At 42.5% G+C, this 26,854-nt stretch carries 17 protein-coding genes; 16 read left to right on the plus strand and 1 reads right to left on the minus strand.

Going from position 1 to position 26,854, the window contains the following annotated elements:
* Positions 1 to 184: 184 nt before the first annotated feature.
* The 16 genes from QM629_RS18895 to QM629_RS18970 all read left to right on the plus strand — a co-directional run bounded on the left by QM629_RS18895 (position 185) and on the right by QM629_RS18970 (position 24,089).
* Positions 185 to 2,947: a DUF1553 domain-containing protein gene (locus QM629_RS18895; protein ID WP_415161464.1), complete on the plus strand. Its 2,763-nt coding sequence runs from the start codon at positions 185 to 187 to the stop codon at positions 2,945 to 2,947.
* A 293-nt stretch (positions 2,948 to 3,240) separates the two neighbouring features.
* On the plus strand, positions 3,241 to 3,780 hold the full coding sequence (locus QM629_RS18900) for an ORF6N domain-containing protein (RefSeq protein ID WP_415161465.1): 540 nt from the start codon (positions 3,241 to 3,243) through the stop codon (positions 3,778 to 3,780).
* A 71-nt stretch (positions 3,781 to 3,851) separates the two neighbouring features.
* Entirely contained in the window at positions 3,852 to 5,354 is a 1,503-nt protein-coding gene (locus QM629_RS18905; protein ID WP_415161466.1) for a DUF1501 domain-containing protein, read from the plus strand.
* Positions 5,355 to 5,887: 533 nt separating this feature from the next.
* Positions 5,888 to 6,811: a sugar phosphate isomerase/epimerase family protein gene (locus tag QM629_RS18910; protein ID WP_415161467.1), complete on the plus strand. Its 924-nt coding sequence runs from the start codon at positions 5,888 to 5,890 to the stop codon at positions 6,809 to 6,811.
* 72 nt (positions 6,812 to 6,883) lie between these two features.
* On the plus strand, positions 6,884 to 7,237 hold the full coding sequence (locus QM629_RS18915) for a four helix bundle protein (RefSeq protein WP_415161468.1): 354 nt from the start codon (positions 6,884 to 6,886) through the stop codon (positions 7,235 to 7,237).
* Between the two features lie 42 nt (positions 7,238 to 7,279).
* Positions 7,280 to 8,686 (plus strand): c-type cytochrome domain-containing protein, encoded by a 1,407-nt coding sequence (locus QM629_RS18920; RefSeq protein ID WP_415161469.1) that lies wholly within the window; start codon positions 7,280 to 7,282, stop codon positions 8,684 to 8,686.
* A 110-nt stretch (positions 8,687 to 8,796) separates the two neighbouring features.
* Complete coding sequence (locus QM629_RS18925; RefSeq protein WP_415161470.1) at positions 8,797 to 9,984, plus strand: DUF5009 domain-containing protein; 1,188 nt, start codon at positions 8,797 to 8,799, stop codon at positions 9,982 to 9,984.
* A 263-nt stretch (positions 9,985 to 10,247) separates the two neighbouring features.
* A complete protein-coding gene (locus tag QM629_RS18930) occupies positions 10,248 to 10,598 on the plus strand; it encodes an RNA recognition motif domain-containing protein (protein ID WP_415161471.1) in 351 nt (116 codons plus the stop codon).
* A 272-nt stretch (positions 10,599 to 10,870) separates the two neighbouring features.
* On the plus strand, positions 10,871 to 11,455 hold the full coding sequence (locus tag QM629_RS18935; RefSeq protein ID WP_415161472.1) for an RNA polymerase sigma-70 factor: 585 nt from the start codon (positions 10,871 to 10,873) through the stop codon (positions 11,453 to 11,455).
* A gap of 82 nt (positions 11,456 to 11,537) precedes the next feature.
* Positions 11,538 to 12,566 (plus strand): FecR family protein, encoded by a 1,029-nt coding sequence (locus QM629_RS18940; RefSeq protein WP_415161473.1) that lies wholly within the window; start codon positions 11,538 to 11,540, stop codon positions 12,564 to 12,566.
* A 157-nt stretch (positions 12,567 to 12,723) separates the two neighbouring features.
* Positions 12,724 to 16,143: a SusC/RagA family TonB-linked outer membrane protein gene (locus QM629_RS18945; protein WP_415161474.1), complete on the plus strand. Its 3,420-nt coding sequence runs from the start codon at positions 12,724 to 12,726 to the stop codon at positions 16,141 to 16,143.
* An 18-nt stretch (positions 16,144 to 16,161) separates the two neighbouring features.
* Entirely contained in the window at positions 16,162 to 17,718 is a 1,557-nt protein-coding gene (locus QM629_RS18950; RefSeq protein WP_415161475.1) for a SusD/RagB family nutrient-binding outer membrane lipoprotein, read from the plus strand.
* Positions 17,719 to 17,907: 189 nt separating this feature from the next.
* Complete coding sequence (locus tag QM629_RS18955) at positions 17,908 to 18,114, plus strand: hypothetical protein (protein WP_415161476.1); 207 nt, start codon at positions 17,908 to 17,910, stop codon at positions 18,112 to 18,114.
* A gap of 5 nt (positions 18,115 to 18,119) precedes the next feature.
* The gene (locus QM629_RS18960; RefSeq protein WP_415161477.1) at positions 18,120 to 19,250 is read left to right on the plus strand and encodes an acyltransferase family protein; all 1,131 of its coding nucleotides are present in this window, start codon (positions 18,120 to 18,122) and stop codon (positions 19,248 to 19,250) included.
* Positions 19,251 to 19,265: 15 nt separating this feature from the next.
* Positions 19,266 to 22,586 carry a VCBS repeat-containing protein gene (locus QM629_RS18965; protein ID WP_415161478.1) on the plus strand — a complete coding sequence of 1,107 codons (3,321 nt, stop codon included), beginning with the start codon at positions 19,266 to 19,268 and terminating at the stop codon, positions 22,584 to 22,586.
* Positions 22,587 to 22,595: 9 nt separating this feature from the next.
* The gene (locus QM629_RS18970) at positions 22,596 to 24,089 is read left to right on the plus strand and encodes an ADP-ribosylglycohydrolase family protein (RefSeq protein WP_415161479.1); all 1,494 of its coding nucleotides are present in this window, start codon (positions 22,596 to 22,598) and stop codon (positions 24,087 to 24,089) included.
* 327 nt (positions 24,090 to 24,416) lie between these two features.
* Here QM629_RS18970 and QM629_RS18975 read toward each other — a convergent pair whose 3' ends face one another.
* On the minus strand, positions 24,417 to 26,774 hold the full coding sequence (locus QM629_RS18975; RefSeq protein ID WP_415161480.1) for an ABC transporter permease: 2,358 nt from the start codon (positions 26,772 to 26,774) through the stop codon (positions 24,417 to 24,419).
* Positions 26,775 to 26,854 lie beyond the last annotated feature (80 nt).

A 26,854-nucleotide genomic window follows, 5' to 3' on the forward strand; every position in this document is an offset into this window, starting at 1 on the left:
AAAAAACGGCGGCAGCTATCTTCATCGGCATACCTGCTGAAAAATTCTGACATATTCATAGCTAATTATTTTAGACAAAAATACTAATATAATTAGCTATTTCCAAATTACGGATAGTCATTGAATAAGCCAAATATCTAAAAACCCTTCGCAGTTTCCTTAACTTTATGCCTCCATTATTTACATGCATAGAGCACTAAATAAACGATTGCTGATTGCTATAGCCGTTATAGTTGTTCTTATTATAACAGGCGGTTTCATAATCCATGGATCATCCGGCAAAGTTGATTTCAGCACGCAGGTAAAACCTATCATTAACAGAAGCTGCATCAGTTGCCACGGCGGTGTAAGAGCCAAAGGTGGTTTTAGTTTATTGTTCCGTGATGAAGCGCTTGCTAAAACCAAAGACGGGAAATATGCCATCATTCCGGGCGATGCAGATGGAAGCGAAATGATACGGCGCCTTACATCAAAAGACCCTGAAGAAAGAATGCCTTACCAGCATGCACCACTTCCCAAAGAGGAAATAGAAATTTTACGCAAATGGATTAACCAGGGCGCACAGTGGGGCAATCATTGGGCTTATATGCTTTTAAAACCGGTTGATGTGCCCCAGCCAAAGAAGTTCTTTGGCTTATTCAAATCAAAAAGCGCCTGGGCGCAGAATGAAGTGGATAATTTTATTGAAGATAAATTCAAAGAGCCTGACCTTAAACCTTCGCCGCAGGCAGATAAAGCAACTTTATTAAGACGTGTAAGCCTTAATATAATCGGCATGCAGCCATCAGATAATATTGCCAATAAATTTTTGCAAAGCAATGATGCCAATGCATACAATGAACTGGTTGATTCTTTACTGGCATCAAAACATTTTGGTGAGAAGTGGGCCAGTATGTGGCTCGACCTGGCAAGGTATGCCGATACCAAAGGATATGAACGCGATGCAGGCCGTAATATATGGCGCTACCGCGATTGGCTGATAAATGCATTTAATAATGATATGCCTTACGACTCATTCCTCATAAAACAAATTGCAGGCGATCTTTTAAAAGGCGCTACGGATGCAGATTATATCGCAACCGCATTTAACCGCAATACCATGACCAATGATGAAGGCGGTACCGATAATGAGGAATTCAGGACGGCTGCTGTACTCGACCGTGTGAATACAACATGGGGCGCTGTTATGGGCACAACGTTTTCCTGCGTGCAATGCCACAGCCATCCTTACGACCCCTTTAAACATGAAGATTATTATAAGTTCATGGCTTTTTTTAATGATACACGCGATGAAGACACGGAAGCCGATTATCCATTATTGCGCACTTATGACAATGACACATTACAACAGGAACTTTCAACTGTTGTTAACTGGATAAAGCAAAATGTATCTGAAAAAAAATCTAAGGAAGTAAATACATTCTTAAAAACCTGGCAGCCTGCTTATAACTCGCTTACCTGCGATAGCTTCACCAACAGTGAATTGAATGATACCAAATGGGCATCGTTCCGCAACCATGCAGCATGCCGTTTAAAAAATGTTGACTTAAATAATAAAGACCGCTTAATATTCCGCTACCAGGGTTGGGCGGCAGGCGGCATTTGGCAAATACATCTTGACAGTGCAAAAGGTGAAACAATTGCCATTATTCCGCTTCCGCAAACGAACGGCTGGCAGATAACAGAAACAACACTCAGGCCTTCAGCCGGCGTACATAATCTTATTTTCACATACACAAACAATAATCTTAGAAAGCCCGTTGATGCCGGCGCATTGCTTGACTGGCTATACTTTACACAGGAACTTCCCGGCAAGGATAAACAAGGTTATGCGGCTATAAAAAATGATTACTGGAAATTATTAAAGGCAGATGTTCCAACAACGCCTGTTATGATGGATAATCCGCCTGATATGCACCGGGCCTCATACATTTTTGAGCGGGGCAACTGGCTAACGAAAGGCGATAAAGTAACACCTGGTGTACCGGCTTCTTTAAACGCCTTTCCAAAGAATGCACCGCAAAACCGCCTGGGGCTTGCCTTATGGATTACATCAAAACAAAACCCTTTAACCGCCCGCACCATGGCAAACCGTATTTGGGAACAATTGTTTGGAAATGGCTTGGCAGAAACGCTGGAAGACCTTGGCACGCAGGGCAGCCTGCCAACACATACAGAACTGCTGAATTATCTCAGTTACCAGTTTATGCATGATGATCACTGGAGTATAAAAACACTGATCAAAAAGATTGTAACAAGCGCAACGTATAAACAGGATTCCAGGATCACGCCGGAACTTGAACAAAAAGACCCGCAGAATAAATTTTATGCCCGTGCGCCACGTATTCGTTTATCAGCGGAACAATTAAGGGATCAGGCACTTTGCATCAGCGGATTAATGAGCGATAAAATGTATGGCCCCGGCGTAATGCCCTACCAGCCCCAGGGTATCTGGCTGTCTCCGTGGAATGGTGCAGACTGGGTGCAAAGCCAGGGCGAAGACCAGTATCGCAGGGCTGTTTATACTTACTGGAAACGTTCTTCAGCCTATCCTTCCATGCTGGCATTCGATGGTGTGTCACGTGAAGTTTGCACCGCACAGCGCATACGCACCAATACGCCTTTGCAGGCGCTTACTACATTGAATGATCCGGCTTATATAGATGCTGCCCGCCATTTTGCTTACCGTATGCAGCAGTGTAGCAGCAATATTAAAACACAGATCAGTAAAGGGTTTCAGCTTGCAACATATCAATCAATAAATGATAAAAGTTTGAATGCTTTATTAAACCTGTACAATAAAGCGTTCGATCAATTCAGCAATAATAAGAATGAAATTCGAGAGATGACGGCTGGCATGAATGAGCACGAGCATGCGGCAACCGCAGCGCTTATTGTTGTTGCAAATGCTATATTGAATTTAGATGAAGTGGTAACGAAGAATTAATGTCTGAACCGGGATTTTGATGATTAATGGATTTTGATGATTTTTATGTTGCCGGCAGCAGTAATTCATGGCATCGCTTGTTGTGTCACTCCCTTGTACTTTCAGGGCAATGGGCAGCAAAGCTTACAATCATAATTACGGGCTTATAGCTTGCAGCCTGTAACTCAAAGCTTTGAAAATTGGAAGTCACAATTTGTGACTTCCAATTAAATAAACCTAAGGTCGCAAATTTCGACCTCAAAATAAAACGAGCTTGAAATCACATTCTGTGATTTCAAACTAAACTCAAAAAAATGGCTAAAGAAACCATGAAATTGCACTTAATGATGCCGGACGAAGCAGTAATAAATAAAATATATTTAATACGTGGGCAAAAGGTAATGCTTGACCGGGATCTGGCAGAAATGTATGGGGTGGAAACAAGAAGGTTAAATGAACAGGTTAAACGAAATAAAGATCGTTTTCCTAAAGACTTTATGTTTCAGTTAAGTTCGAAAGAGTTTGAAAACTTGATATCGCAATTTGCGACATCAAGCTGGGGTGGTATAAGAAAATTGCCATTCGCATTCACCGAACAGGGCGTGGCCATGCTATCAGGTGTTTTAAACAGCGCCATTGCTATACAGGTAAATATTCAGATCATCCGCATCTTTACCAAAATGCGGGAAATGCTTTTAACAAACAAAGACATTTTATTGACGCTGGAAAAACTTGAAAACGATGTAACCACCAACAAACAGGATATAGCAACTATATTCGAAGCATTAAAACAATTATTAACGCCACCTGCAGAAAAAAGAATAAGGATTGGATTTAAGCCAGGAGATGATTAAAACACATTTAAACAGTTTCTGCTTGAAGCCTGCAGCTTATAGCTCGCAGCTCAAGGCTCAAAGCTTACAACGTGACTCAAAAAGAATTACATAATCAACGCCTGCTGCGTGAAGCAGAAAGATCCGTGCTGCAAATGCACACGCGCCGCCACTTTATTAAAGAAAGCGCCATGGGTTTGGGCGGCCTTGCGTTGGCCGCATTGTTTGGCTGCGGGAAAGGCAATGCTTCATCCCAAATTGCATTCGATCCGGCCCATCCGCTGGCGCCCAAACTGCCGCCTTTCCCCGGCAAAGCAAAGAGCGTAATCTACCTGCACATGGCAGGCGCACCCTCACAGCTTGAGCTGTTTGATTATAAGCCAGAGCTGATGAAAATGGACGGGCAGCTCTGCCCGCAATCTTTACTGGAAGGAAAAAGGTTTGCATTCATACGCGGTGTGCCGAAAATGTTAGGCCCGCAGGCAAAATTTGCACAGCATGGGCAAAGTGGTGCCTGGGTAAGCGAGAACATGCCGCACCTGGCATCTATTGTGGATGAAGTAAGTTTTTTAAAAGCTGTATCAACAGACCAGTTTAATCATGCGCCGGCGCAGTTGCTGGTACATACAGGGTCTCCGCGTTTGGGCAGGCCAAGCATTGGCAGTTGGGTTACGTATGGGCTTGGCACGGAAAATGAAAAACTGCCTGGATTTGTTGTATTAACAAGTGGCGGCAGAAACCCCGATGCCGGTAAGAGCGTTTGGGGCAGTGGTTTTCTGCCAAGCGTTTACCAGGGTGTGCAGTGCCGCAGTGAGGGCGCACCGGTATTGTTTTTGAATGATCCCGATGGCATGGGCCGTGATTTGCGCAAAGCAAGCATTGATGCCATTAGCCAGGTGAATGCAGAAGAATATAAACAGTATAAAGACCCGGAGATACTTTCCCGCATTTCGCAATACGAGATGGCGTATAAAATGCAGATATCTGTACCGGAAGTAATGAATATAAACGATGAGCCGCCATACATTCACGATATGTATGGCACAAAACCCGGCCAGGCTTGTTTTGCCAATAATGTGTTGCTGGCAAGAAAACTGGTTGAAAAAGGCGTTCGCTTTGTGCAGTTATTCGATTGGGGCTGGGACAGTCATGGTACAGATGCCAGCCTTGCCATAGACGTAGGCTTTATTAATAAATGCCGGCAGGTTGATAAATGTATTACGGCTTTAATACTTGATTTAAAACAACGTGGCCTGCTTGAAGAAACATTGGTGGTTTGGGGCGGTGAATTTGGCAGGACGCCTATGATGGAAAACCGCGAGGGCAAGCAAAACCCGTTTAAAGGAAGAGACCATCATACCGAGGCATTTACAATATGGATGGCCGGCGCCGGTATAAAAAAAGGCGGCAGTTACGGTGAAACGGATGAAATTGGTTACAGCGCGGTAAGTGGCAAGGTTGATACGTTTGATATACAGGCAACCATTCTTAACCAGCTTGGTTTTGATCACGAACAATTCACGTACGATTTCCAGGGAAGGCCTTTCCGGTTAACGGATACAAAAGGGAAAGTGATTCATGAGATTCTTGCATAATAGCTTTACAGAGGTAAAGAAAATTATGGAGCTAATACAGGATTTGATTTAAGAAAAATAATCAATATTCAACAATACAATACTCAATATTCAATTGCAAACGCCGGCAAAATGATTATTGAATATTCAATGCCGTTTAGTTAAGGAATGTTTGTAAAGTCCCTCTCCTTTGGAGAACTTGTCCCGACCATTCGGGAGGGGATTTAGGGTGAGGTCAAAACAAGGTTAACTAAACGACATTGATTGAACATTGAACATTCCTGCCCGTCCGGCAGGCGTAGGTTATTGTATATTTCAGGAATCAATCTTAAGTAATAACATTAAACTAATACAATTAAATATTTGATGGATAAACATAGCAATAGCATCACTAAATCAAAAAATATTAAGAAGCAAAAACCGGCTTTAAAGATATTCTTGTAAATATTAAAAAAGGTATGGATGAAATTAAGCAAATAGAAAAGCAAGAGATTAAATCAATACCATTTGAAAAATTATTTGAAAGCTTATAAATCCAATACGAAATTTATTAAATGAAGCGTCGAAAATTCATTCAAACTACCACCTCTGCTACAACAGCTTTAAGGCTTTCAGCGATGAAAGCCTTTGCAACACCGCAATCAATAAATAATATGAATAATAATTTTCAATTAAAAATCTTAGCTACCAACTGGGGCTTTAACGGAACCATAGATGCGTATTGCGCCAAAGTGAAAAAAGAAGGTTATGACGGCATTGAAATATGGTGGCCAACCGAAAAGAAAGACCAGGATGAATTATTTACTGCATTAAAAAAATATAACCTCGAAGTTGGTTTTTTAGCCGCAGGCCATGAAAGTGATTTCAAACAGCATTTTCAAAGTTTTACCAGTATGATTGATGCTGCCATCAGCAACACCATTCAAAAACCTTTGTATATAAATTGCCATTCGGGCAGGGATTATTTTTCGTTTGAACAGGGCAAAGCATTTATTGATCACACAACAGCATTGCATCAGTCAACCGGCATAAAAATCTGCCATGAAACGCATCGTTCAAGGCTTATGTATGCAGCGCCGGTTGCGAGGCATTATCTTGAAAATATTCCAGGCCTGCGTTTTACACTGGATATATCGCACTGGTGCAATGTGCATGAAACTTTGCTGGAAGACCAGCAGGATACCGTTGCCCTTGTTTTACCAAGGGTAGATCATGTACATGCACGCATTGGCCACCAGGAAGGCCCGCAGGTAAACGATCCCCGTGCACCGGAATGGAGTGATGCCGTTAAAGCGCATTTTGCCTGGTGGGATAAGATTGCTGAAATGAAAAAGCAACAGGGCGATACGCTTACCATACTTACAGAATTTGGCCCGCCGAATTATTTGCCCACGCTTCCCTATACACAACAACCCCTGGCCGATCAGTGGGCGATTAATGTTTATATGATGAAGGCGTTGAGAGAAAGGTATAGTTAGCTGCGAGCTTTGAGTAATAAGCTACAAGCTGTTAGCTGCACGCTGCAAGAAAGAAACTAAACCACAATCAATATGAAAAATTTCAAACAATTAAGAATATGGCAAAAAGGTTTTGATATTGCCGTAAAATCTTTTAAACTAACTGCTGTTTTTCCAAATGAACAGAAATTTGGAATTGCTTCACAAATAACAAGAGCGGCAGTTTCAATCCCCTCAAATATTGCAGAAGGAAGCAGCCGAAGCAGTGAAAAAGACTATAACAGGTTTCTTGAAATTTCTCTTGGTTCAACGTATGAATTAGAAACTCAATTATTAATTTCACAAGCTGCAGGATTTGGTAATAATAATTTTTCAAATGAAATCTTATCTGATATTGTTGAAGAACAAAAAATGTTGATAGGATTTATTAATAAACTCAATGTCTGAAAGCGTGTAGCTTGCAGCTAACAGCTTGTAGCCTTCTTCTTTATGATCGAATTCCTCGGCCATTTCCATCCACTGCTCGTTCATTTGCCTATTGGCATTTTACTCATTGCCTTATTGCTGCAATGGCTTTCGCGTAAAAAGAAATATGCAGCATTACAACAGGCTGTACCTGTAATATTATTGACCGGGGCAATTACAGGCTTGTTTTCCTGCATTACCGGTTATTTACTTTCTATAAGCGACGATTATGATAAAAACCTGGTAAACTGGCATACCTGGATGGGTATTGCAACCACGCTCACGGCTTTTGTATTGTATGCAAGGGAAAAGAATGATCAGTTTAAAATAAATAAAACATTTTTGTCTGTTGCCCTTTTAATTCTGATAGCATTAACGGGCCATCTTGGCGGCTCGCTTACACATGGTTATGATTATTTATCAAAGCCACTTAAAAATATTTTTAATAATGACGCCATTGAAACAACAGCAATAAAACCTATTGCCAATGTGCAGGAAGCGCAGGTGTACGCAGATGTTATCAAACCCATCTTTCAAACAAAATGCTACTCCTGTCACGGCCCTTATAAACAAAAGGGCAAATTAAGAATGGATGATAGCCTGAAATTAATGAAAGGTGGAAAAGACGGCGTTGTAATAGAGCCCGGGAATGCTGATGCCAGTGAACTTATAAAAAGAATGTTGCTGCCTGCGGATAATGATGACCACATGCCGCCGAAAGAAAAACCACAGCCAACAGAAAATCAGCTCGCATTAATACACTGGTGGATAGCAAACGGTGCGTCGCTTGATAAGAAAGTGAGCCAGCTTCCGCAGGACGATAAAATAAAGCCTGCATTAACTGCTTTACAAAACGTAAGCCCCGAAATAAAACCAACATCTGACCTTCCTTCTTCATCTGTTGAGCCGGCTGATGCAAATGTTATCAAACAACTGAAAGAAAAAAATATCCTGGTGTTGCCGGTTGCTTTAAACAGCAATTATGTTTCAGTTAGTTTTATTAACGATACAATTGTTGATGATAAATATCTGCAACTGATAACAAAACTCAGTAAGCAACTGGTATCTTTAAAATTAAGCAATACAAATATTAGTGATGATGGCTTAAAAACAATTATGCAATGCCATAACCTCATCAAATTATTTTTAGACAATACGCATATTACAGATGCAGGTTTAAAAAGCCTCGTCACGCTCCAAAATCTTCGCTATTTAAATCTTGTAAACACAAAGGTTTCTGCACAAGGCATAAACCAATTGAAAACCTTACCTAAACTAAAGTCAGTTTATCTTTATAAAACACTTGTTTCAAAGCAAGACTGGCCGGGCTTGCAGCAAGCGTTCCCAAAAACACAACTTGACAGCGGCGGTTATATTGTGCCCGCATTAACCACAGATACCACCACCGTTAAGGTAGAAATTCAATATTGATTTCGTTAATGTATGGTGATGTTACTTGTGTAATCCGGCTTGCACATAACTAAATTTCCCAGGGGACAAAACTTTGTTTTAATTGCAAGCTATCAAAACCATTATAGGTCATGCAACAACAGCCGCGCCGCCGGCAATCCATTGACGTTTTCAGGGCCATCACCATGTTCTTTATGATCTTTGTAAACGATGTGGATGGTGTAAAAAATATTCCCGAATGGATAAAACATGTGAATGAAAACGCCGACGGTCTGGGCTTTGCCGATACCATTTTTCCATCTTTCCTTTTTATTGTTGGGCTTTCCATTCCTTTTGCTTTAAATAAACGAATGCAATCCGGCGAAAGCAAACCCGCAATCGCCTTACATATCTTTCTGCGTTCAATCGCATTAATTATAATGGGCCTTTTTCATGTAAACCTTGAAAACTATAACAGGGATGCTGCTTTACTACCTGCATCAGTATGGGAAATATTGATCACGCTTGCATTTTTTCTGATCTGGCTTGATTACAAGCCACCCGCCGGCAAAACCAAACAATATATTTTACAGGTTGCGGGCATTATACTTTTAATTGTAATGGCAGCGCTGTATAAGGGCGATTCACACAATGGCACTATCTGGATGCGCCCGCACTGGTGGGGCATTTTAGGATTGATAGGATGGGCATATTTAACCTGCTCACTCATTTATCTTTCCGGCAATGGCAAATTGAAAATATTACTGGTTGCATTTGTTTTCTTTCTTATTTATACAACCCTCAATCAAACAGAAATATTAAAACCCGTTTCAGGTATATTAAGGTATTGCTGGTTTCTCAACGGCGGTTCTGAGGTTTCGTTTATAATGAGCGGCATTATCGTTTCTGTTGTTTACAGGAAAAGCAGTAACAGCAGCAGGCAGCAGTTTTTTATATCCATGCTTATTGCAGGTACGTTCATGATAATGCTTGGCTTTTTATTAAGGCCATTTGGCGGCATATCAAAAATACACGGCACGCCATCGTGGGTAGGCATTTGTACAGGCATAAGCATTCTTGTTTTCAGTTTATTGATTTATTTAATAGATATAAAGGGAAAAGCTGATTGGTTTAATATTATAAAACCTGCCGGCACCAGCACTTTAACCTGTTATCTTATACCCTATTTCTTATACGCCTTTATGGTTTTATTTCATCTGAAATATCCTGTATTCCTCGCCGAAGGCATTGGCGGTTTGCTGCGCTCTTTTGCCATTGCTTTCATTGTCATATTTATCACAGCTTTTCTTGAAAAGAAAAACATGCGACTTAAAATATAAATTTCTCCTGTACATGATTATTGTTTTTGCCAGGAGGAGCCTTTGATGAAATTCTTTATGCCTGCCTTTTATAATTTTGGCCTGAAAAATTTCATGGCGGTTTGTATCACTAAATGAAAACACTATCTCCCAACCTCTTCGGCCTGATATAAAACAACGTTTATTGTTAAAATTCTCCTATCATGTAATTTAAACGATTAAATTATCGCATAAATGTCTGTTTTGCCAAGCCAAAGATTACATTTGCTGAAACAATAATTTACATGAAGCTCTTCGTTACGGGATTCCCCAATGATTTTGATGATACTGATTTAAAAGAAATGTTTGAACTGTATGGCACGGTGATCTCCGCAAGATTTGTTATGGATCGCAATACCGGTAGGCGCAAGAGCTTTGGCTTTGTTGAAATGCCCGACAGTCTTGAAGCATTACAAACTATTGAAGCGCTTGATGGCGCCGGCATTAAAGGCAAAAAACTTTCTGTAAAAAAGGCTGAAGAAAGAAGTGCTGACGGTGGCGGCGGCAGGGATAATTTCAGAAGTAGCGGTGGCAGGGATAATTTCAGGAGCCGCGACAGGGATAATGACAGGGGCGATTTTAAGAGAAGGTTTTAAGCCAGCATCTTTTCACTTTTCAGCATCTGAATTTGAAAATATTTTTGAGCGAAGCCTGCCGGCTTTATAACCGGCAGGCTTCGCTTTTATTATCCGGAACTATTTAAGCAGGTAAGTATAAAAGCAAAAATTGAACAGCCGTTATAGGTAATGTACGGCTGAAAGCCAGGCTGCCGGTTTCACCGTAGCTGAATTAAAGAAATACTTATTAAAAGGAAATCTCCCATAATTCTTATCAGCACAATATGCATTGCTGTTTGTAATTTAGGCTCGTGAAACGGCACACCAAAACAGATACAATACAATTACAGCAGCAACTTGCAGCAGGTGATGAAGCTGCGCTGAAAGCATTGTATGGTTTGTTTGGCGGGCGCCTGCTGCACTTCGCGTTCGCAATAGTGCATAACCGGGAACTGGCCGAAGAAGTTGTGGCCGATGTTTTTATTCAAACCTGGAAAAAACGCGAAAAAATTGCAGCCATTGACAACCTGCTTTGGTATTTATACATTATGGCAAAAAATATCAGCCTCAATTATTTACGCAAAGAACGAAAACAGAAATTTGTTGAGATAGAAGTACTGGGCCTGCCTGCTTACACCATAGAACCGCAGACTGTTCAGCATTTGATTACCAAAGATTTTTTGCAAAGTATAACCAGGGCCATTAATGAATTACCCCCCAGGTGCAGGCTTATTTTTAAACTGGTGAAAGATGATGGGCTAACCTATAAAGAAACGGCTGAGTTACTCAATCTCAGCATTAAAACTATTGAAAACCAAATGGGCATTGCGCTCAAAAAACTGCATACCACCATACAGGCTTTAATGCCGGTATATGCCAGGAAACAACAGCACTGAAACCTTTTTTCCTGAAAAAATAAAATCCTTTTGGGGGTATCAAAACATTTTCTGTGTTTATTATTCAACCAATTGGAAATTAATGAACATAGAAAGAATATGGGTGTTACTGGCAAAACGCAAAAGCGGCGAAGCTACGGATGAAGAGCTTGCCGAACTGAACGATTTGCTGCACCGGGAAGCGGGAAACACCGAAAACGAAATAGTGGAAAAAATTTGGAACGCGCCGTTGCAACCTTTGAATGAAATAAAACCGGAAGACCTTTGGAACAAAATTGAAAGAAGTACCGGGAAAACAGTGGCAAAGCCATTTGATGCAGGAAGGATATCAACATGGCTGGCCGCTGCCGCAGTTGTTACTGCTGTAATTGCCGGGGTATTTTTACTTGGCCCGAAAAAAGAAAACAGTGTTGCTTTCAGCCAAAACATTACTACACAGCCGGCATCTAAAAAGCACCTCGTTTTGCCCGATGGAACAAATGTATGGCTGAATGGCAACAGCGCATTAAGCTATAATGACAGGGTATTTGGCGAAAGATACCGTGAGGTAAACCTAACCGGCGAGGCCTTTTTTGATGTAACCAAAGATGCGGCGCACCCCTTTATTATTCATGCATCTTCCATTAATATTACGGTAAAAGGAACGGCTTTTAACGTAAAGGCTTTTCCGGGCCAGAAGAATGTGGAAACCTCCCTGGTGCGTGGCCTGGTGGAAATAACAACCCGGCAGGACCCGGAACGGAAAATTTTGCTCAGGCCCAATGAAAAAATATCTGTTTCCGCAGAAAAAGAACCGGTTAAGCAGGCTGAAAATAAAACGGAACAGCCGCTTTTTATAATCACAAAACTGCATACAGATGAAAAGGATGTGTTGCCCGAAACAGTTTGGATGAACAGTTCGCTGGCGTTTGATAATGAATCGCTGGAACAACTGGCGCCCAAGCTGGAAAGCTGGTTTTCCGTTACACTGCATGTGGATGAGAACATGAAGGAGGCGCATTTTACCGGCACCATTACCAAAGAAACATTGCAGCAAACGCTCGATGCTATGAAGCTGTCATCGCCGTTTGGTTACGAGATAAAAAACAATGAAGTATGGATTCATAAATAAACCAAAAAGTTTTTCTAACTATTAAAATGCTATACATGCCAAAATAAAACCAGCAAAAAAGGAGATGCGGCAACATCTCCTTCAAAGCTAATTACGGGTAACGTTAGTATTATCAGGCACTTACGTACCCATTTTTTCACTTTCAATTTTTAAATGTATGAAAAAAGTGCTTATGGGCAATTTATCCGTTGCCCGCAAGGCAATCCCAAAGTTTTTACTGTATATGAGATTAATTGCTTTCTTTATGCTTGTAACCTGCCTGCATGTTCATGCAAAAGGCATTGCCCAGACCAAAATAACGGTCTCGCTAAAGAATGCACCCATTAAACAGGCTTTGCTTTCCATTCAAAAAAGCAGTTCTTACCGTTTTATTTATAATGATGATATATTGCCGCACGGTATTACAGTTACGCTTACCATGAAAGATGCAGATGTGCGCATTGTAATGGATTCTGTTTTAAGCAATACCGGCCTCACTTACCGCATTTTGGATAATAACCTTATTGTTATTACCCCCAGGCAGCAAAAGCCGCAGGCTGATCCTGTAAAGGGCAATATAAAGGTTCAAAATAAAAATGGCTCGCTAAGCGCCGTTTCAAATGTTTCAGTAATTGAAAAAGGTACCAGCAATGGCACGCGCACCGATGACAATGGCGACTTCTCCATTTCGGTGAGCAGCCCAAACGCAACACTGCTCATTTCTCATGTGGGTTATGTTTCGCAGGAATACCCGTTGAACGGCCAAACCACTATTGCCGTGGTATTGCATGCAGATGAAAAAGAACTGGGCGAAGTGGTGGTAACCGCGCTGGGCATAACAAGGCAGAAAAAATCGCTGACCTATGCCACCCAAAGCCTGAAAGGAGAAGAACTGAGCAACTCCCGCGAAGTGAATATAACCAGCGCCATGAATGGTAAGGTGGCCGGTTTAACCATTAATAAAACCAACTCCGGGCCGGGCGGCTCCAACAGGATTATCTTCCGCGGTAACCGCTCCATTGGCCGCACCAATCAGCCGTTGGTGGTGGTAGATGGTGTGCGTATTGATAACTCCGCCAAAGCCTCCGCCGATGTGGCTTTGTTTGGCGCAAGGGATGATGGTGATGGCATTTCCAACATTAACCCTGATGATATTGAAAGCATGACGGTTTTAACCGGCGCTTCGGCAGCAGCGTTGTATGGTTCCGATGCTTCCAACGGCGCTATCATCATCACTACCAAAAAAGGTAGGATAGGCAAGGGCATTGGCGTACAAATATCCAGCTCCGCATCTATGGAAACGCCCCTCGTGTTGCCAGACTTTCAGAATAAATATGGCCAGGGCGATGCGGGTGTTTTTGTGCCGGCCAGCGCCAATAGCTGGGGCCCTGCAATGACCGGGCAGGATGTAACGGACTGGACAGGCAAAACACAAGCGCTTACCCCGCAGCCAAACAATGTGAAAGATTTTTTTCGTACCGGAACGGAGTTTATTAATTCGGCTGCCATTTCTGCCGGCACCGAAAAAGAGCAGACTTATTTTTCTTATACCAATACGTTAAGCAATGGCATTTTGCCGAATAACAGTTACAAAAGAAACAATGTGCTGTTAAGGCAAACCACGCAGATTGCAACAGGCTTGTCGCTCGATGTTAAGGCCAATTATATAGCGGAAGATGTGAACAACAGGCCGCTTACAGGCGCCGGCAACCGTATTACATCCACATTGTATGCCATGCCGAGAAGCCTGCGCCTCAGCGACATCAAAGATTTTGAAACATTTAATGACGATGGCACTTTAACGCAGAATTACTGGGGCGCCGCTACCACCGCTTTCCAAAACCCATACTGGAGCGCTTACCGCAATTTATACACCCGCAAGCGCGACCGCTTTATCGGCATGGCCGCCCTGCGCTACCAGTTAACGCCGGAATTAAGCATACAGGCAAGAACAAGCCTTGATTATTATACAGACATTGGGGAAGAAAAAGATTACGATGATACATACTGGTTAACCGACTATCCCGGCCAGGGCAATTATGTTCTCAACAAAGAATCGAACAGGCAGTTTAATAATGATGTATTGTTGTCGTACACCAAAAATCTTACTGATGAATTCAGCCTCACGGCCAATGCCGGGGCCAGCATTGAACAATATCATTTTGAAAGAACAACCCTGAATAACCAGGGGCTTAATGCGCCGAATATTTTTGCCACTTCCAATGCCGTTTCATTAACGAACAGTGTAAACAATTATATTCCTTACTCACCGCTTGCCCGCACGGAAAAACAATCGGTGTATGTATCAGCGCAATTGGCTTACAATGATTATTTATTTCTTGATTTAACAGGCCGCAACGACTGGAATTCTACCCTGCCTGTAAAAAATGCCTCTTATTTCTTTCCCTCTGCGGGCTTGAGCGCATTGCTGAATGAGATGGTTAAATTACCTGCCGCCATTTCAGCCTTAAAGCTGAGAACATCTTATGCCTTTGTGGGAAATGGTACAGGGTTTAATGAACTAAAACCCGTTTACACACTTACAGCCGGTGGCAACGGAGGTTTTTTGCTGATTGACAGAACGCTGCGCAACGCCAGCCTTAAACCGGAGGAAACACATTCTTTTGAGGCCGGGTTAGATGCCGGTTTTATTGATGACCGCTTCGGTTTTCAGGCCACTTATTACAACACCAATACCATCAACCAGATATTAACGGTGCCTGTGCCTGCAGCATCGGGCTATTCCACACGCATTATCAATGCCGGCAAAATACAGAACCAGGGCATTGAATTGCTGATAAATGCCCAGCCGGTAAAATTGAAAGGCTTCAGCTGGAAGATGCAGCTCGTTTTTGGCTCCAATGTAAACAAAGTGATCCGGCTCGATTCCCTGCAGCCCGAAGTATCGCTTAGCTCACCGCAGGCCCTGGGCTCTATTGTGGTGAAAGAAGGCCGCAAATATGGCGAGCTCTACACTTCCAGCCTTCAGCGGGATGATGATGGCAATATTGTGGTGGATGCAACAGGCAGCCCCCTGCTGGTAACCGACCAGACTAAATATGCGGGCAATTTTAACCCGGACTGGACGGCAGGTTTTTCCAATACATTTCAATACAAAAACTGGTCTTTGTATTTTTTAATTGATGAAAGAAAGGGCGGCACCATCATTTCCGGTACGCAGGCATTAATGGCATCGGCAGGCACATTAAAGGCCACCGAAGCCAACCGCGAAACCGGTTTTGTAATCCCCAATTCTGTAACGGAAGACGGCAGCAAGAACACGCAGGCCATCACAGCGCAGGATTACTGGATGCAGGTGGCCGGAAATAATATCGGCGAGCTCTTTGCTTACAGCGCCACTAACATCCGTTTGCGCGAAGCAAGTATCAGTTACATATTTGCATCAGCAAAACTGGCAAACACTTTCATTAAAGGCGCACAGCTTTCCCTGATAGGACGCAACCTGTTCTTCTTTAAAAACAAAGCAAAAGGCATTGACCCGGAAAGCGCTTTGGGCACAGGCAACAACCAGGGCATTGAATACGCTTCGCTGCCCAGTACGCGCGGCTTTGGCCTGTATCTGAAATTCAATTTTTAATCTTAATCAAATTGAAGTATGAACAAAATCCTTTCACAAAATATATATACAAGCTGCATAGCATTAATAATGCTTTGCCTGCTTTCAGCAGGCTGCACCAAAAAGTTTGATGAGATAAATACAGACCCAACTACTTTCAGCAGCCTTACACAGTCAACTATTCCCAATGCATTTGCCAAGGCAGAATACCAGGGCATTTATGGTGACCCGGGCATTTACCAGCTTGCCCGCAATTTGTTTGTTGATTTGTGGAGCCAGTATTACGCCACTATTGATCCCGGTGTTTCACCAGACAGGTATGTGCAGCGTAAAGACTGGGAATTTTACCAGTGGCTATCCATGTACAGCAGCGCTTACCCCACTTTAAAGCAGGTAATTGAGGCCACTGAAAATACCGATCTGCCAGCCAATGCAGTTGCCAAAGTGTGGAAGGTGTATATCTTTCATTCCACTACGGATTTTTATGGGCCTGTGCCTTATCTCGAGGCCGGCAACGGGCAATTCAACATCCCGTACGATGCGCAGGAAGATATTTATTATGATATGTTTAAAGTGCTTGATACGGCAGTAGCGGCATTGCAGGCTGCTGACCAGACAACAAAGCCTTATGGAGATAACGACCTGATCTTTCACGGCGACATACCCAAATGGATCAAGTTCGCCAATACATTAAGGCTTCGCCTCGCCCTGCGTATTTCTTTTGTGGATGCAGCCAAAGCGAAAGAAGAAGCCGAAAAAGCGGTAGCCGCCGGCGTTATGACCTCCAATGATGATAATGCCATGATGGATGTATCCACCGCATCGCCCAACGGGCTGAACTTAATGTCGCCCTGGGGCGGCTTTCGCATGAGCGCTTCTATGGAGAGCTATTTAAAAGGCTTCAGCGATCCGCGCCTGCCGGTGTATTTCAGCCCGGCGCCCGATGACAGTGCGTATCATGGCATCCGCAACGGTTTATCGGTTTCGCAACTAACAGGAGCCGACCCGGGCGGGGCAGGCGATAACCTTTCCAATATCGGCCCTGATTGGAGCGCTGACCTCTCCGCTACCAATAAACTAACGGTCATGTATGCCGCCGAAGCGTATTTCTTAAGGGCTGAAGGCGCAGTGAACGGTTGGGATATGGGTGCTACAGCAAAAGATTTGTATGAACAGGGCATAAGGCTTTCCCTGGCGCAATGGGGCGTGGGCAGTGCAGCGATTGAGAAATATATTCAAAGCACATCTTTGCCGGCTGCACCGGGTGATTATTTGAGCTCTCCGGCAGTGTCAGATATCCCGGTGAAATTTTCTGATAACACAGAAACGCAACGACAGCAGATCGCCACACAAAAATGGCTGGCGCTGTTCCCTGATGGTATTGAGGCCTGGGCAGAAGTGCGAAGAACAGGCTACCCGGTGCTTTACCCGGTGGTAAATTCAGACAACCCGGATGTGCCTGCCAGCGAAATGATTAAACGGTTTACATTTATTGACCTGGAATATGAATCGAACAACCAGGCTGTGCAAAATGCCTTGCCTTTACTGAACGGGCCGGATAAAAACAATACGCCTGTTTGGTGGGATGTGAAATAAGAGCAGCCTTCCCTAAACCCTCTTCAAAGGAGAGGATTTTGACCTTCCCGGGTATTATAAATGCTTATAAATAATTCAGGCGGGCTCTTCCTGCCCTTCTTCTTTGGAGAACTTGTCCCGCAATTCGGGAAGGGTTGGGATGATCAATGCGGGTGGCGATATATTAACGTGAGTTCAATATAAGACTTAGTGAAGAAATTTGTAGGTAAGAGAATCCCGAAGGGATTAAATTTTAATAGCCCCGAATTTCATTCGGGGGAAAATAAAGCAGGTTTGCGCTTGAATGCCGGCGGGGTTCAACCAAATGATGCCAATTTACCACTGGTGAAACCGGCGTCTATTCATATTCTAAAGCCCTTTGGGCTTATATCAAACTCACGTTATATTATTGAATAAATACAATGGCAGAAAATAGAACACAGCGTTTTGTTACGCTGGATGTATTCAGGGGAATAACCGTGTGCTTAATGATAATCGTTAATACGCAGGGCGGCGGCGCTACGCCATTCGCGCAAATGATGCATGCCGGATGGAATGGCTGCACGCTTACCGATTTGGTGTTTCCTTCCTTTCTTTTTGCTGTTGGCAACGCAATGGTATTTGCCGGCAGGAAATTTGAAACAATGCCTTCAAAAGCGGTTTGGCATACAATAATAAAGCGCACGTTGCTGATATTTATTATCGGTTACCTGCTTGCCTGGTACCCGTTTATTGGCTGGAACGGCGCAGGGAAAATATGGTGTAAACCGTTGGCTGAAACCCGCATCATGGCTGTATTGCAGCGTATCGCCCTGTGTTATTTTATTGCTGCGGTTGTTGTTAAATATGCATCGCAGAGAAAGGTGGTTGTCCTTTCAGCAGCATTGCTGTTTTTGTATTGGGCATTGCTGTTTTTGTTTGGCGACAAAGGCGCACAATTAACTATTGAAGGCAATGCCGTGCGCAAACTTGACTTGTTATTGATAGGCGAACAACATATATATAAAGAGCAGGGGATCGCGTTTGACCCGGAAGGTTTATTGAGCACTATTCCCGCTGTTGTAAATGTATTGACAGGTTATCTTACAAGTGCATTTATTGTGCGCAAAGGCGCAACGTATGAATGCATTGCCAAACTGTTGATGGCCGGCCTGGTGCTTATATTTACCGGCTTGTGCTGGAACACGGTTTTTCCCTTCAATAAAAAATTATGGACAAGTTCCTATGTATGCTATACAAGCGGTATTGATATAATCGTTATGGGTTTATTATTTTACCTGATAGAATGTAAACAATGGAAAGCAGGTGTTTATTTCTTTACTGTCTTTGGCAAAAACCCGTTGTTCATTTATGTATTGTCAAACCTGCTTGGTGCATTTTTTATGCTGTATGTTTCAAAAGATGTGGTACTGGCTGACTGGCTGAGCGAAAACATATTCCAGATAATAGCGCCGGGCCCTTTTGGCTGTTTATTGTTTGCAGTAAGCTTCACTTTTATTTGCTGGCTTGCAGGTTTATGGATGGACAAAAAGAAAATTTATATACGGCTTTAGCACAAAGTATCATTCATGATTTTCAAAATCAATGGTGTTTATATTATTGTTTTATTAACCGGCTGCTTTTTGTTTGCCGGCTGTACAAACAATAACGAAAAACTTTTTACCATACTTTCTGAAAGCCGCACCGGCGTTGATTTTGAGAACCTGCTTACAGAAAATGAAGCAGCCAATGTTTTAAACTATACTTATTTCTACAACGGTGGCGGCGTTGCTGTTGGCGATATAAATAATGATGGATTGCCCGACCTGTTCTTTACAGGCAATATGGTTGCAAACAGGCTGTATATAAACAAAGGCGGCCTTTCATTTGAAGATATAACTGCCAAAAGCAATGTTGCTTCCATGCAGGGCTGGTGCACCGGCGCAACAATGGTTGATATAAACAATGATGGCTGGCTTGATATTTATGTTTGCCGTTCCGGCGATATAAATCCTGCAAAAAGAAGAAACCTTTTATTCATCAACAACAAAGACCTGACATTTACTGAAAGCGCCCGGCAATATGGCCTGGCTGATGAAGGTTATTCAACACAGGCTTCCTTTTTTGATTATGACAAAGATGGCGATCTTGATGTTTTTATAGCCAATCATTCCTTAAAAGAATATGCGTACGATGGATATAATGATGCTGCGCTCCGTTCAGCATATAATAGCGCATTTGCCTGCAGATTATACAGGAATGATGCAGGGCATTATAAAGATGTTAGTAAGGAAGCAGGCATTACATCAAACGTGTTTTCATTTGGTTTAAATGTAATGGTGGCAGATTATGATAATGATGGCTGGGAAGATGTGTATGTTGATAATGATTTTAATGAAGCGGATTACCTGTTCATAAACCAGCATGGCAGTTTTAAAGAAGATGCCCGCAACCGGCTTGATGCAACATCGTTATATTCCATGGGCTCTGATGCGGCTGATTATAACAACGATGGTTTTACCGACCTGCTTACGCTGGACATGCAGCCAGAAGACAACCATAACCAAAAAACACATAATGGCGCTGAGAACTGGGATAAGTTCCAGGATCTTTTTAAAAACGGTTTTTATTACCAGTATAGCCGAAATATGCTGCATAAAAATAATGGCGACGGCACCTTCAGCGAGATAGGCCGGTTGGCAGGCTTATCCAATACGGATTGGAGCTGGGCTGGTTTGTTTTGCGATTTTGATAATGACGGGTTGAAAGATGTTTTCATTACCAATGGTTATCAAAAAGATTATACTGACATGGATATGATAATGTACCGTGCCGGTATTATGATGCAGCAAAGAAATGGCGAGCCAACAGCATCATTGCAGCAGATACTGGATAAGATGCCGTCGCTTGCTGTGCCCGATTATATTTTTCGCAACGAAGGCAACGATTCATTTTCTAACAAGGTAAACGATTGGGGCATAAATGATGCGCATGTTGCAACCGGCGCCGCTTATGCCGACCTTGATGGCGATGGCGATATGGACCTTGTTACCAGCAACATAAATGCGCCTGCAACCATTTACCGCAACAATGCAAACAAATTAGCCGCAGGCAACCATTTCTTAAAAATAAAGTTGCAGGGCAACAATACAAACATAAATGGCATAGACGCTACCGTTATACTGTATTGCAATAAAGATGTTTATTGCCAGCAGCAAATGCCGGTACGTGGTTACCAGTCATCGGTTGATTATGTTTTGAATTTTGGCACCGGAAGGCATGATGTGATTGATTCAATTAATATAACCTGGGCTGATGGCAGGCGCCAAAAACTTGCAGCCATAAAGACCGGCCAAACAGTTTCTTTACAATATAAAAATGCGGTTGCCGACAGCTTATATGCAAAGCCCGTTTCGCCAGTTATCTTCACAAAAGAGGCATTGCTTTCTTACATGCATACAGAAAACGATTTTAATGATTTTGCCGTACAAAGCTTATTGCCGGATTACCGCTCGCGCAGCGGGCCATGCATAGCGAAAGCAGATGTAAACGGCGATGGGCTTGAAGATATTTTTATTGGCGGTGCAAAAGGTTATGAAGCAAATCTTTTCCTTCAAACAAACGATGGGAAGTTTATGTATAAAGAAGAAAAAAGCATTGCAGCAGATTCTATGCATGAAGATGCCGCCGCTATATTTTTTGATGCAGATGGAGACGGTGATAAAGACCTTTATGCAGCGTCTGGCGGTTATGAATTTAATGAACAGGACAGGTTGCTGCAGGACAGGTTGTATCTGAATGATGGTAAAGGGAATTTTACCAAATCAATAAAAGCCTTGCCGGCATTATATGCTTCCAAAGGAACGGTTGCTGCAGCAGATATAGACAATGACGGGGATACAGATATTTTTGTTGGCGGAAGGGTTGTGCCGGGCAAATATCCTTTAACGCCGGAAAGCGCTGTGCTTTTAAATAATGGCAAGGGCGTTTTTATAAATGCAACAAACAGCGTTGCTTCTTCATTGCAGCATGCCGGCATGGTTACAGATGCGGCTTTCATTGATATTAATAACGACAAACAGCCAGACCTTGTAATTGCAGGCGAATGGATGCCCATAAAAATTTTCATCAACCAAAAGGGAAAGCTTACCGATGCTTCAGAGCAATACATACATTTTGCTTCAAACGGCTGGTGGAATAAAATAATAACGGCAGATTTTAATAATGATGGCTACACTGATATGGTAATTGGCAATGTTGGTTTGAACACGCAGTTTAAAGTCAGCGCGGATGAACCGATGACACTGATGTATAAGGATTTTGATAACAACGGCAGCATTGACCCCATACTTTGTTATTTTATACAGGGCAAATCGTATCCTGCAGCTTTCCGGGATGATCTGACTGACCAGTTGCCTTATTTAAAAAAACGTTTCACCAGTTACAGCAGTTATGCCGATGCCACCATCAGTGATATATTTTCAAATGAAGAATTAAAAGATGCGCAGGTGCTGAAAGCGCAAACCATGCAAACCGTTTTGCTGCAGAATGAAGCGGGCAAAGCCTTTGCACAAAAAGAATTACCCATACAGGTGCAATATGCGCCGGTATATGCCATGGCTGCAACAGATGTAAATGATGATGGCAATACTGACCTTATACTGGCAGGCGACAATTCTTTTACACGCATAAAATTTGGTAATTATCGCGCTAACCATGGCATAACTTTACTGGGCGATGGCAGGAATAGTTTTACTTATCTCCCACAATATAAAAGCGGCTTGAATATACGGGGCAGTGTGAGAAGCCTGCAGGCCGTCAGCGCAAAAAATAACTTGTATGTTTTATTTGGAATGAACAACGATACTTTGCAGGTTTATAAATGTAAACATACCGTTAACCAACCATAAATTGTTTTTATGAAGAAGTATTTTTTGCTGCTGTTTTTTTCCATTGCTGCGTATATGCTTATGGCACAGCAAACCATTACTTTAAGCATGCTGCAATTGCAGGATAAGATAAAAGGTGGCTGGGCCGGGCAAACCATTGGCGTAACATTTGGCGGCTTATATGAATTCAGGTATAACGGCACGTTTATACAGGATTACCAGCCTTTGCACTGGGATATATCTTTTATAAAAGAAAACATGCTGAACAATGCAGGTTTGTACGATGACCTGTATATGGACCTGACCTTTGTTGACGTGTTTGAAAAATATGGCCTGCATGCGCCGGTTGATTCATTTGCCAACGCCTTTGCGCACGCCGGTTATAAACTATGGCATGCCAATCAGGCTGCGCGTTATAATATTCTCAATGGCATTAAGGCGCCGGCGTCAGGTTATTGGGAAAACAATGTTCATGCAGACGATATAGACTACCAGATTGAAAGTGATTATGCAGGATTAATGAGCCCTGCTATGCCCAACACCGCTTCAGCCATAAGCGATAAAATCGGCCATATTATGAACTATGGCGATGGATGGTATGGCGGTGTTTTTATTGGCGCCATGTACACACTGGCCTTTGTGTATGATGATGTGGATACAATTATATCCGAAGCATTGAAAACGATACCTGCTCAAAGCACCTACTACAAATGCATAAGCGATGTTATACAATGGCATAAACAATTTCCCAACGACTGGAAGCGTACCTGGTATGCATTGCAGGTGAAATGGGCAGAAGATGTTGCATGCCCGGGGGGTGTTTTTGAGCCATTTAATATTGATGCAAAAATAAACTCGGCTTACGTTGTAACAGGTTTGCTGTATGGCAACGGCGACTTTACAAAGTCGCTGGAAATAGCAACACGTTGCGGGCAGGATGCCGATTGCAACCCTTCATCTGTTGGCGGCATACTTGGTACAATACTGGGCTATAACAAAATTCCTGCCTGCTGGAAAAACGGCTTGCATGGTGCGGAAGACATCAATTTTAAATACACGGATATTTCCCTTAATAAGGTATATAATATTGGTGTAAAACAGGCACTGCAAAACATTGCTGCAAATGGCGGAAGCATAAGCGGCGATAAAGTGGTAATTGCGGTGCAGCAACCAAAAGCCGTAAAACTTGAGCAGGGTTTTGCAAACATTCACCCAAAAGATAAAATACCATTTGAACAAACTATAGATAAAGAAATAAGCTTCAGTTTTGAAGGAACAGGTTTTTGCCTTGCAGGCGAGGCATTAAAGAATAGTGATGCTTTGCCTGAACATATATTTATTGCAGACTTATACATTGATGGCAATAAAACAGAAACCGCCTGGCTGCCAACAGATTTTACCACACGCAGGAACGAGCTGTTTTGGAAATACAATTTGCAACCCGGCAAACATACCGTAATGATACGCCTGCAAAACCCTGCTGATGGCTATGCTTTAAAAAGCTGGTTTTATATTGTGTACTAAATTCAATGTACACTTTTACAATTTATGTTTCGGCGTTTTTAATAGCTTAACGTGAGTTCGATATAAGATTTAGTGAAGAAATTTGCAGGCAGGAAAATCCTGAAAGGGATTAAATTTTAATAGCCCCGAATTTTATTCGGGGGAAAATAAGGCAGGGTTGTACTTGAACCCCGATGGGGTTCAATGAACTGGTACCGATTCACCGCCGGCTATTTATATTAAAACCCTTCGGGATTATATCGAACTCACGTTAGCTTAACAAAGAACCGGGGGCAACAAATTGAATAACACCCGTATGTACGGGGACGGAAAAGGCCGGGGATGAGGTCACTCAGTTCTTAAACTCTTCGCCGGATTTGCCAGCGCTGCTTTAATGCTTTGAAAGCTGACGGTGAAAATGGTAATCAGCAACACCGCCAGGCCTGTAATTAAAAACACCAGCGGAGTTATACAGATGCGATATGCAAAGCTTTGCAGCCAGTTATGCATCAGCAACCACGATACCGGGAATGCAATCAATAAAGATATGCTTACAAGTATGACAAAGTCTTTCGACAACATAGCTGTAATACCTGCAGTTGATGCGCCAATGACTTTCCGTATCCCGATTTCCTTTCTTCTTTTTTGGGCAGTGAAAGCAGCCAGTCCAAACAAACCCAAACAGGAAATGATGATGGCAAGACCAGCAAAGTATTTTGATAAAGCAGATACTCTTGTTTCGCTTTCATATTGCTGCTGATAAGCTTCATCCAAAAAATTAAAGGTGAATGGAAAGCCGGGATTATAGCTTTGATACAAGCGTTGTATAGCATTAATGGTTGCCTGCTGGTTAATGCTTTTAATGCTGGCAACAATGGTGTTAAGCTGCGGCGCCAGTCTTATAAACGAAGGCTTTATTTCGGCGTGCATGGACTCAAAATGAAAATCTTTTACCACGCCTATTACCTGCAAATTTTTGCCTGCATATACCACCATTTTTCCCACAGGGTTTTGTAAGTGCATTGCATTTGCGGCGGCTTCATTCAAAATAATGGCGGATGAATCTGTGCCGAAGTTTTTGGAAAAGCTCCTGCCTTCTTTTATATGCATGCCCATCGTTTCTACAAAATCATAAGCGGTTTCAAAGCCCTCAAAATAGGTGTTGTCATCTGCGGGCCTGCCCGGCCAATCCAAACCGGTTGCAAAGCTGTGGCCCACCATGCGATGGTTGGTAGCGCTGGCATCCGCAACGCCTGGAATCTGCTTTAGCTCCGCAATAAAGGCATTTTGTTTTTTGGCAAGATTTCCTTCTGCCGATATGCGCAGCACATTGTTTTTATTATAACCGGGATCGGCGTTCTGAATGAATTGTATTTGCTGGTAAATGATGGATACAACAACAATCAGAACAGTAGATAACGTGAATTGAAAAACAACCAGCCCTTTTCTTGATAACAGCTCTGCTGCGGAGGTATTGAGCTTTCCTTTTAAAATAGATAAAGGATTAAACTTTGAAATATACAGTGCCGGGTAACTGCCTGCAATAAAGCCTGTGATGATGGCAATGCAAAGAATAGCAGCGATCATTTGCCAGGTAATATGCAGCGAGATATTTTTCCCTGTTATTTGATTAAATGCCGGCAGCAGCAACGCTGCAGTAAAAATGGCAAACAACATGGCGGCAATAACAAGCAAGAATGATTCGGTAAGAAACTGAAATACCAGTTGACCTCTTTCTGCACCCACCACTTTTTTTATGCCCACTTCTTTAAACCTTCGTGCTGCTTTGGCTGTGGAAAGGTTCATGAAATTGATGCAGGCAATTACTATGATAAATACAGCCAGCAGCGAAAAAAGCTTTACATATTCTATTCGTTCGCCGCTTTGCACATTGCCGTTGTAATTGTTGTGCAGGTAAACATCAGAGAACTTCATGGCAACCACTTTTGTTGCCGTATCATTTGAATTTTTATTGATGATGTTTCTTACGTTTTTATTGAAAGCATTTATATCGGCCCCGGGCTTCAGCATCATATAGTTTAACGGGCCTGTATTACGCCAGTAAGTAACCCAGTCTTTTATGGTTCTGAAATAATCAAACGACAGCACAAAATCAAACTGCTGCGAAGAATTTGCCGGCATTTTTTTGAATACGCCTGATACAAAGAAGGTGGTATCGTGGTCAAAGCTTACAGCTTTACCAATAAGATTATGGGTAGTGCCGAACAGCTTCATCGCAAGCTCATCACTCAACACGATGGAACTGTTACGGGCAAGCGCATCATTACGTTTGCCATCAAGCAGCGGAAAAGAAAAAATATTGAAATAATCTTTCTCTGCATACTGTCCGCTGGCTTTGATATTCTTATTGTTTGCCGAAAGCGTGTTTTGAGCAAACCAACCGGGTGGCGCTACAGCCGCTGCATATTCAACACCCGGCACAGAAGCTTTCACAGCATCGCTTAATTTGCCCGACGACTCTTCCGTGTAAGCAACATCGCCATTGCTGTTGCTTCTCTCTTCAAACAGCTTGTACAGGCGGTTGTCGTTCGCAAATATTTTATCGTAGCTCAGCTCATCGCTTACCCATAAAAAGATAAGTAAGGCACAGGCAAGTCCGGCGGATAAACCCAATATATTCAGCAGCGTAAACTGTTTATCTTTTAAAAGATTCCGCCACGCAATTTTGAGGTTTGTTTTAAGCATAAAATCTTATTTCTGATGTTTGATTTATTGATGTCTGATTAATTTAATGCAGCGTTTTTATGTTACGGGCTTGGGGGTTT

It is taken from the genome of Parafilimonas sp. (genome assembly GCF_047606085.1).
GTDB lineage: Bacteria > Bacteroidota > Bacteroidia > Chitinophagales > Chitinophagaceae > Parafilimonas.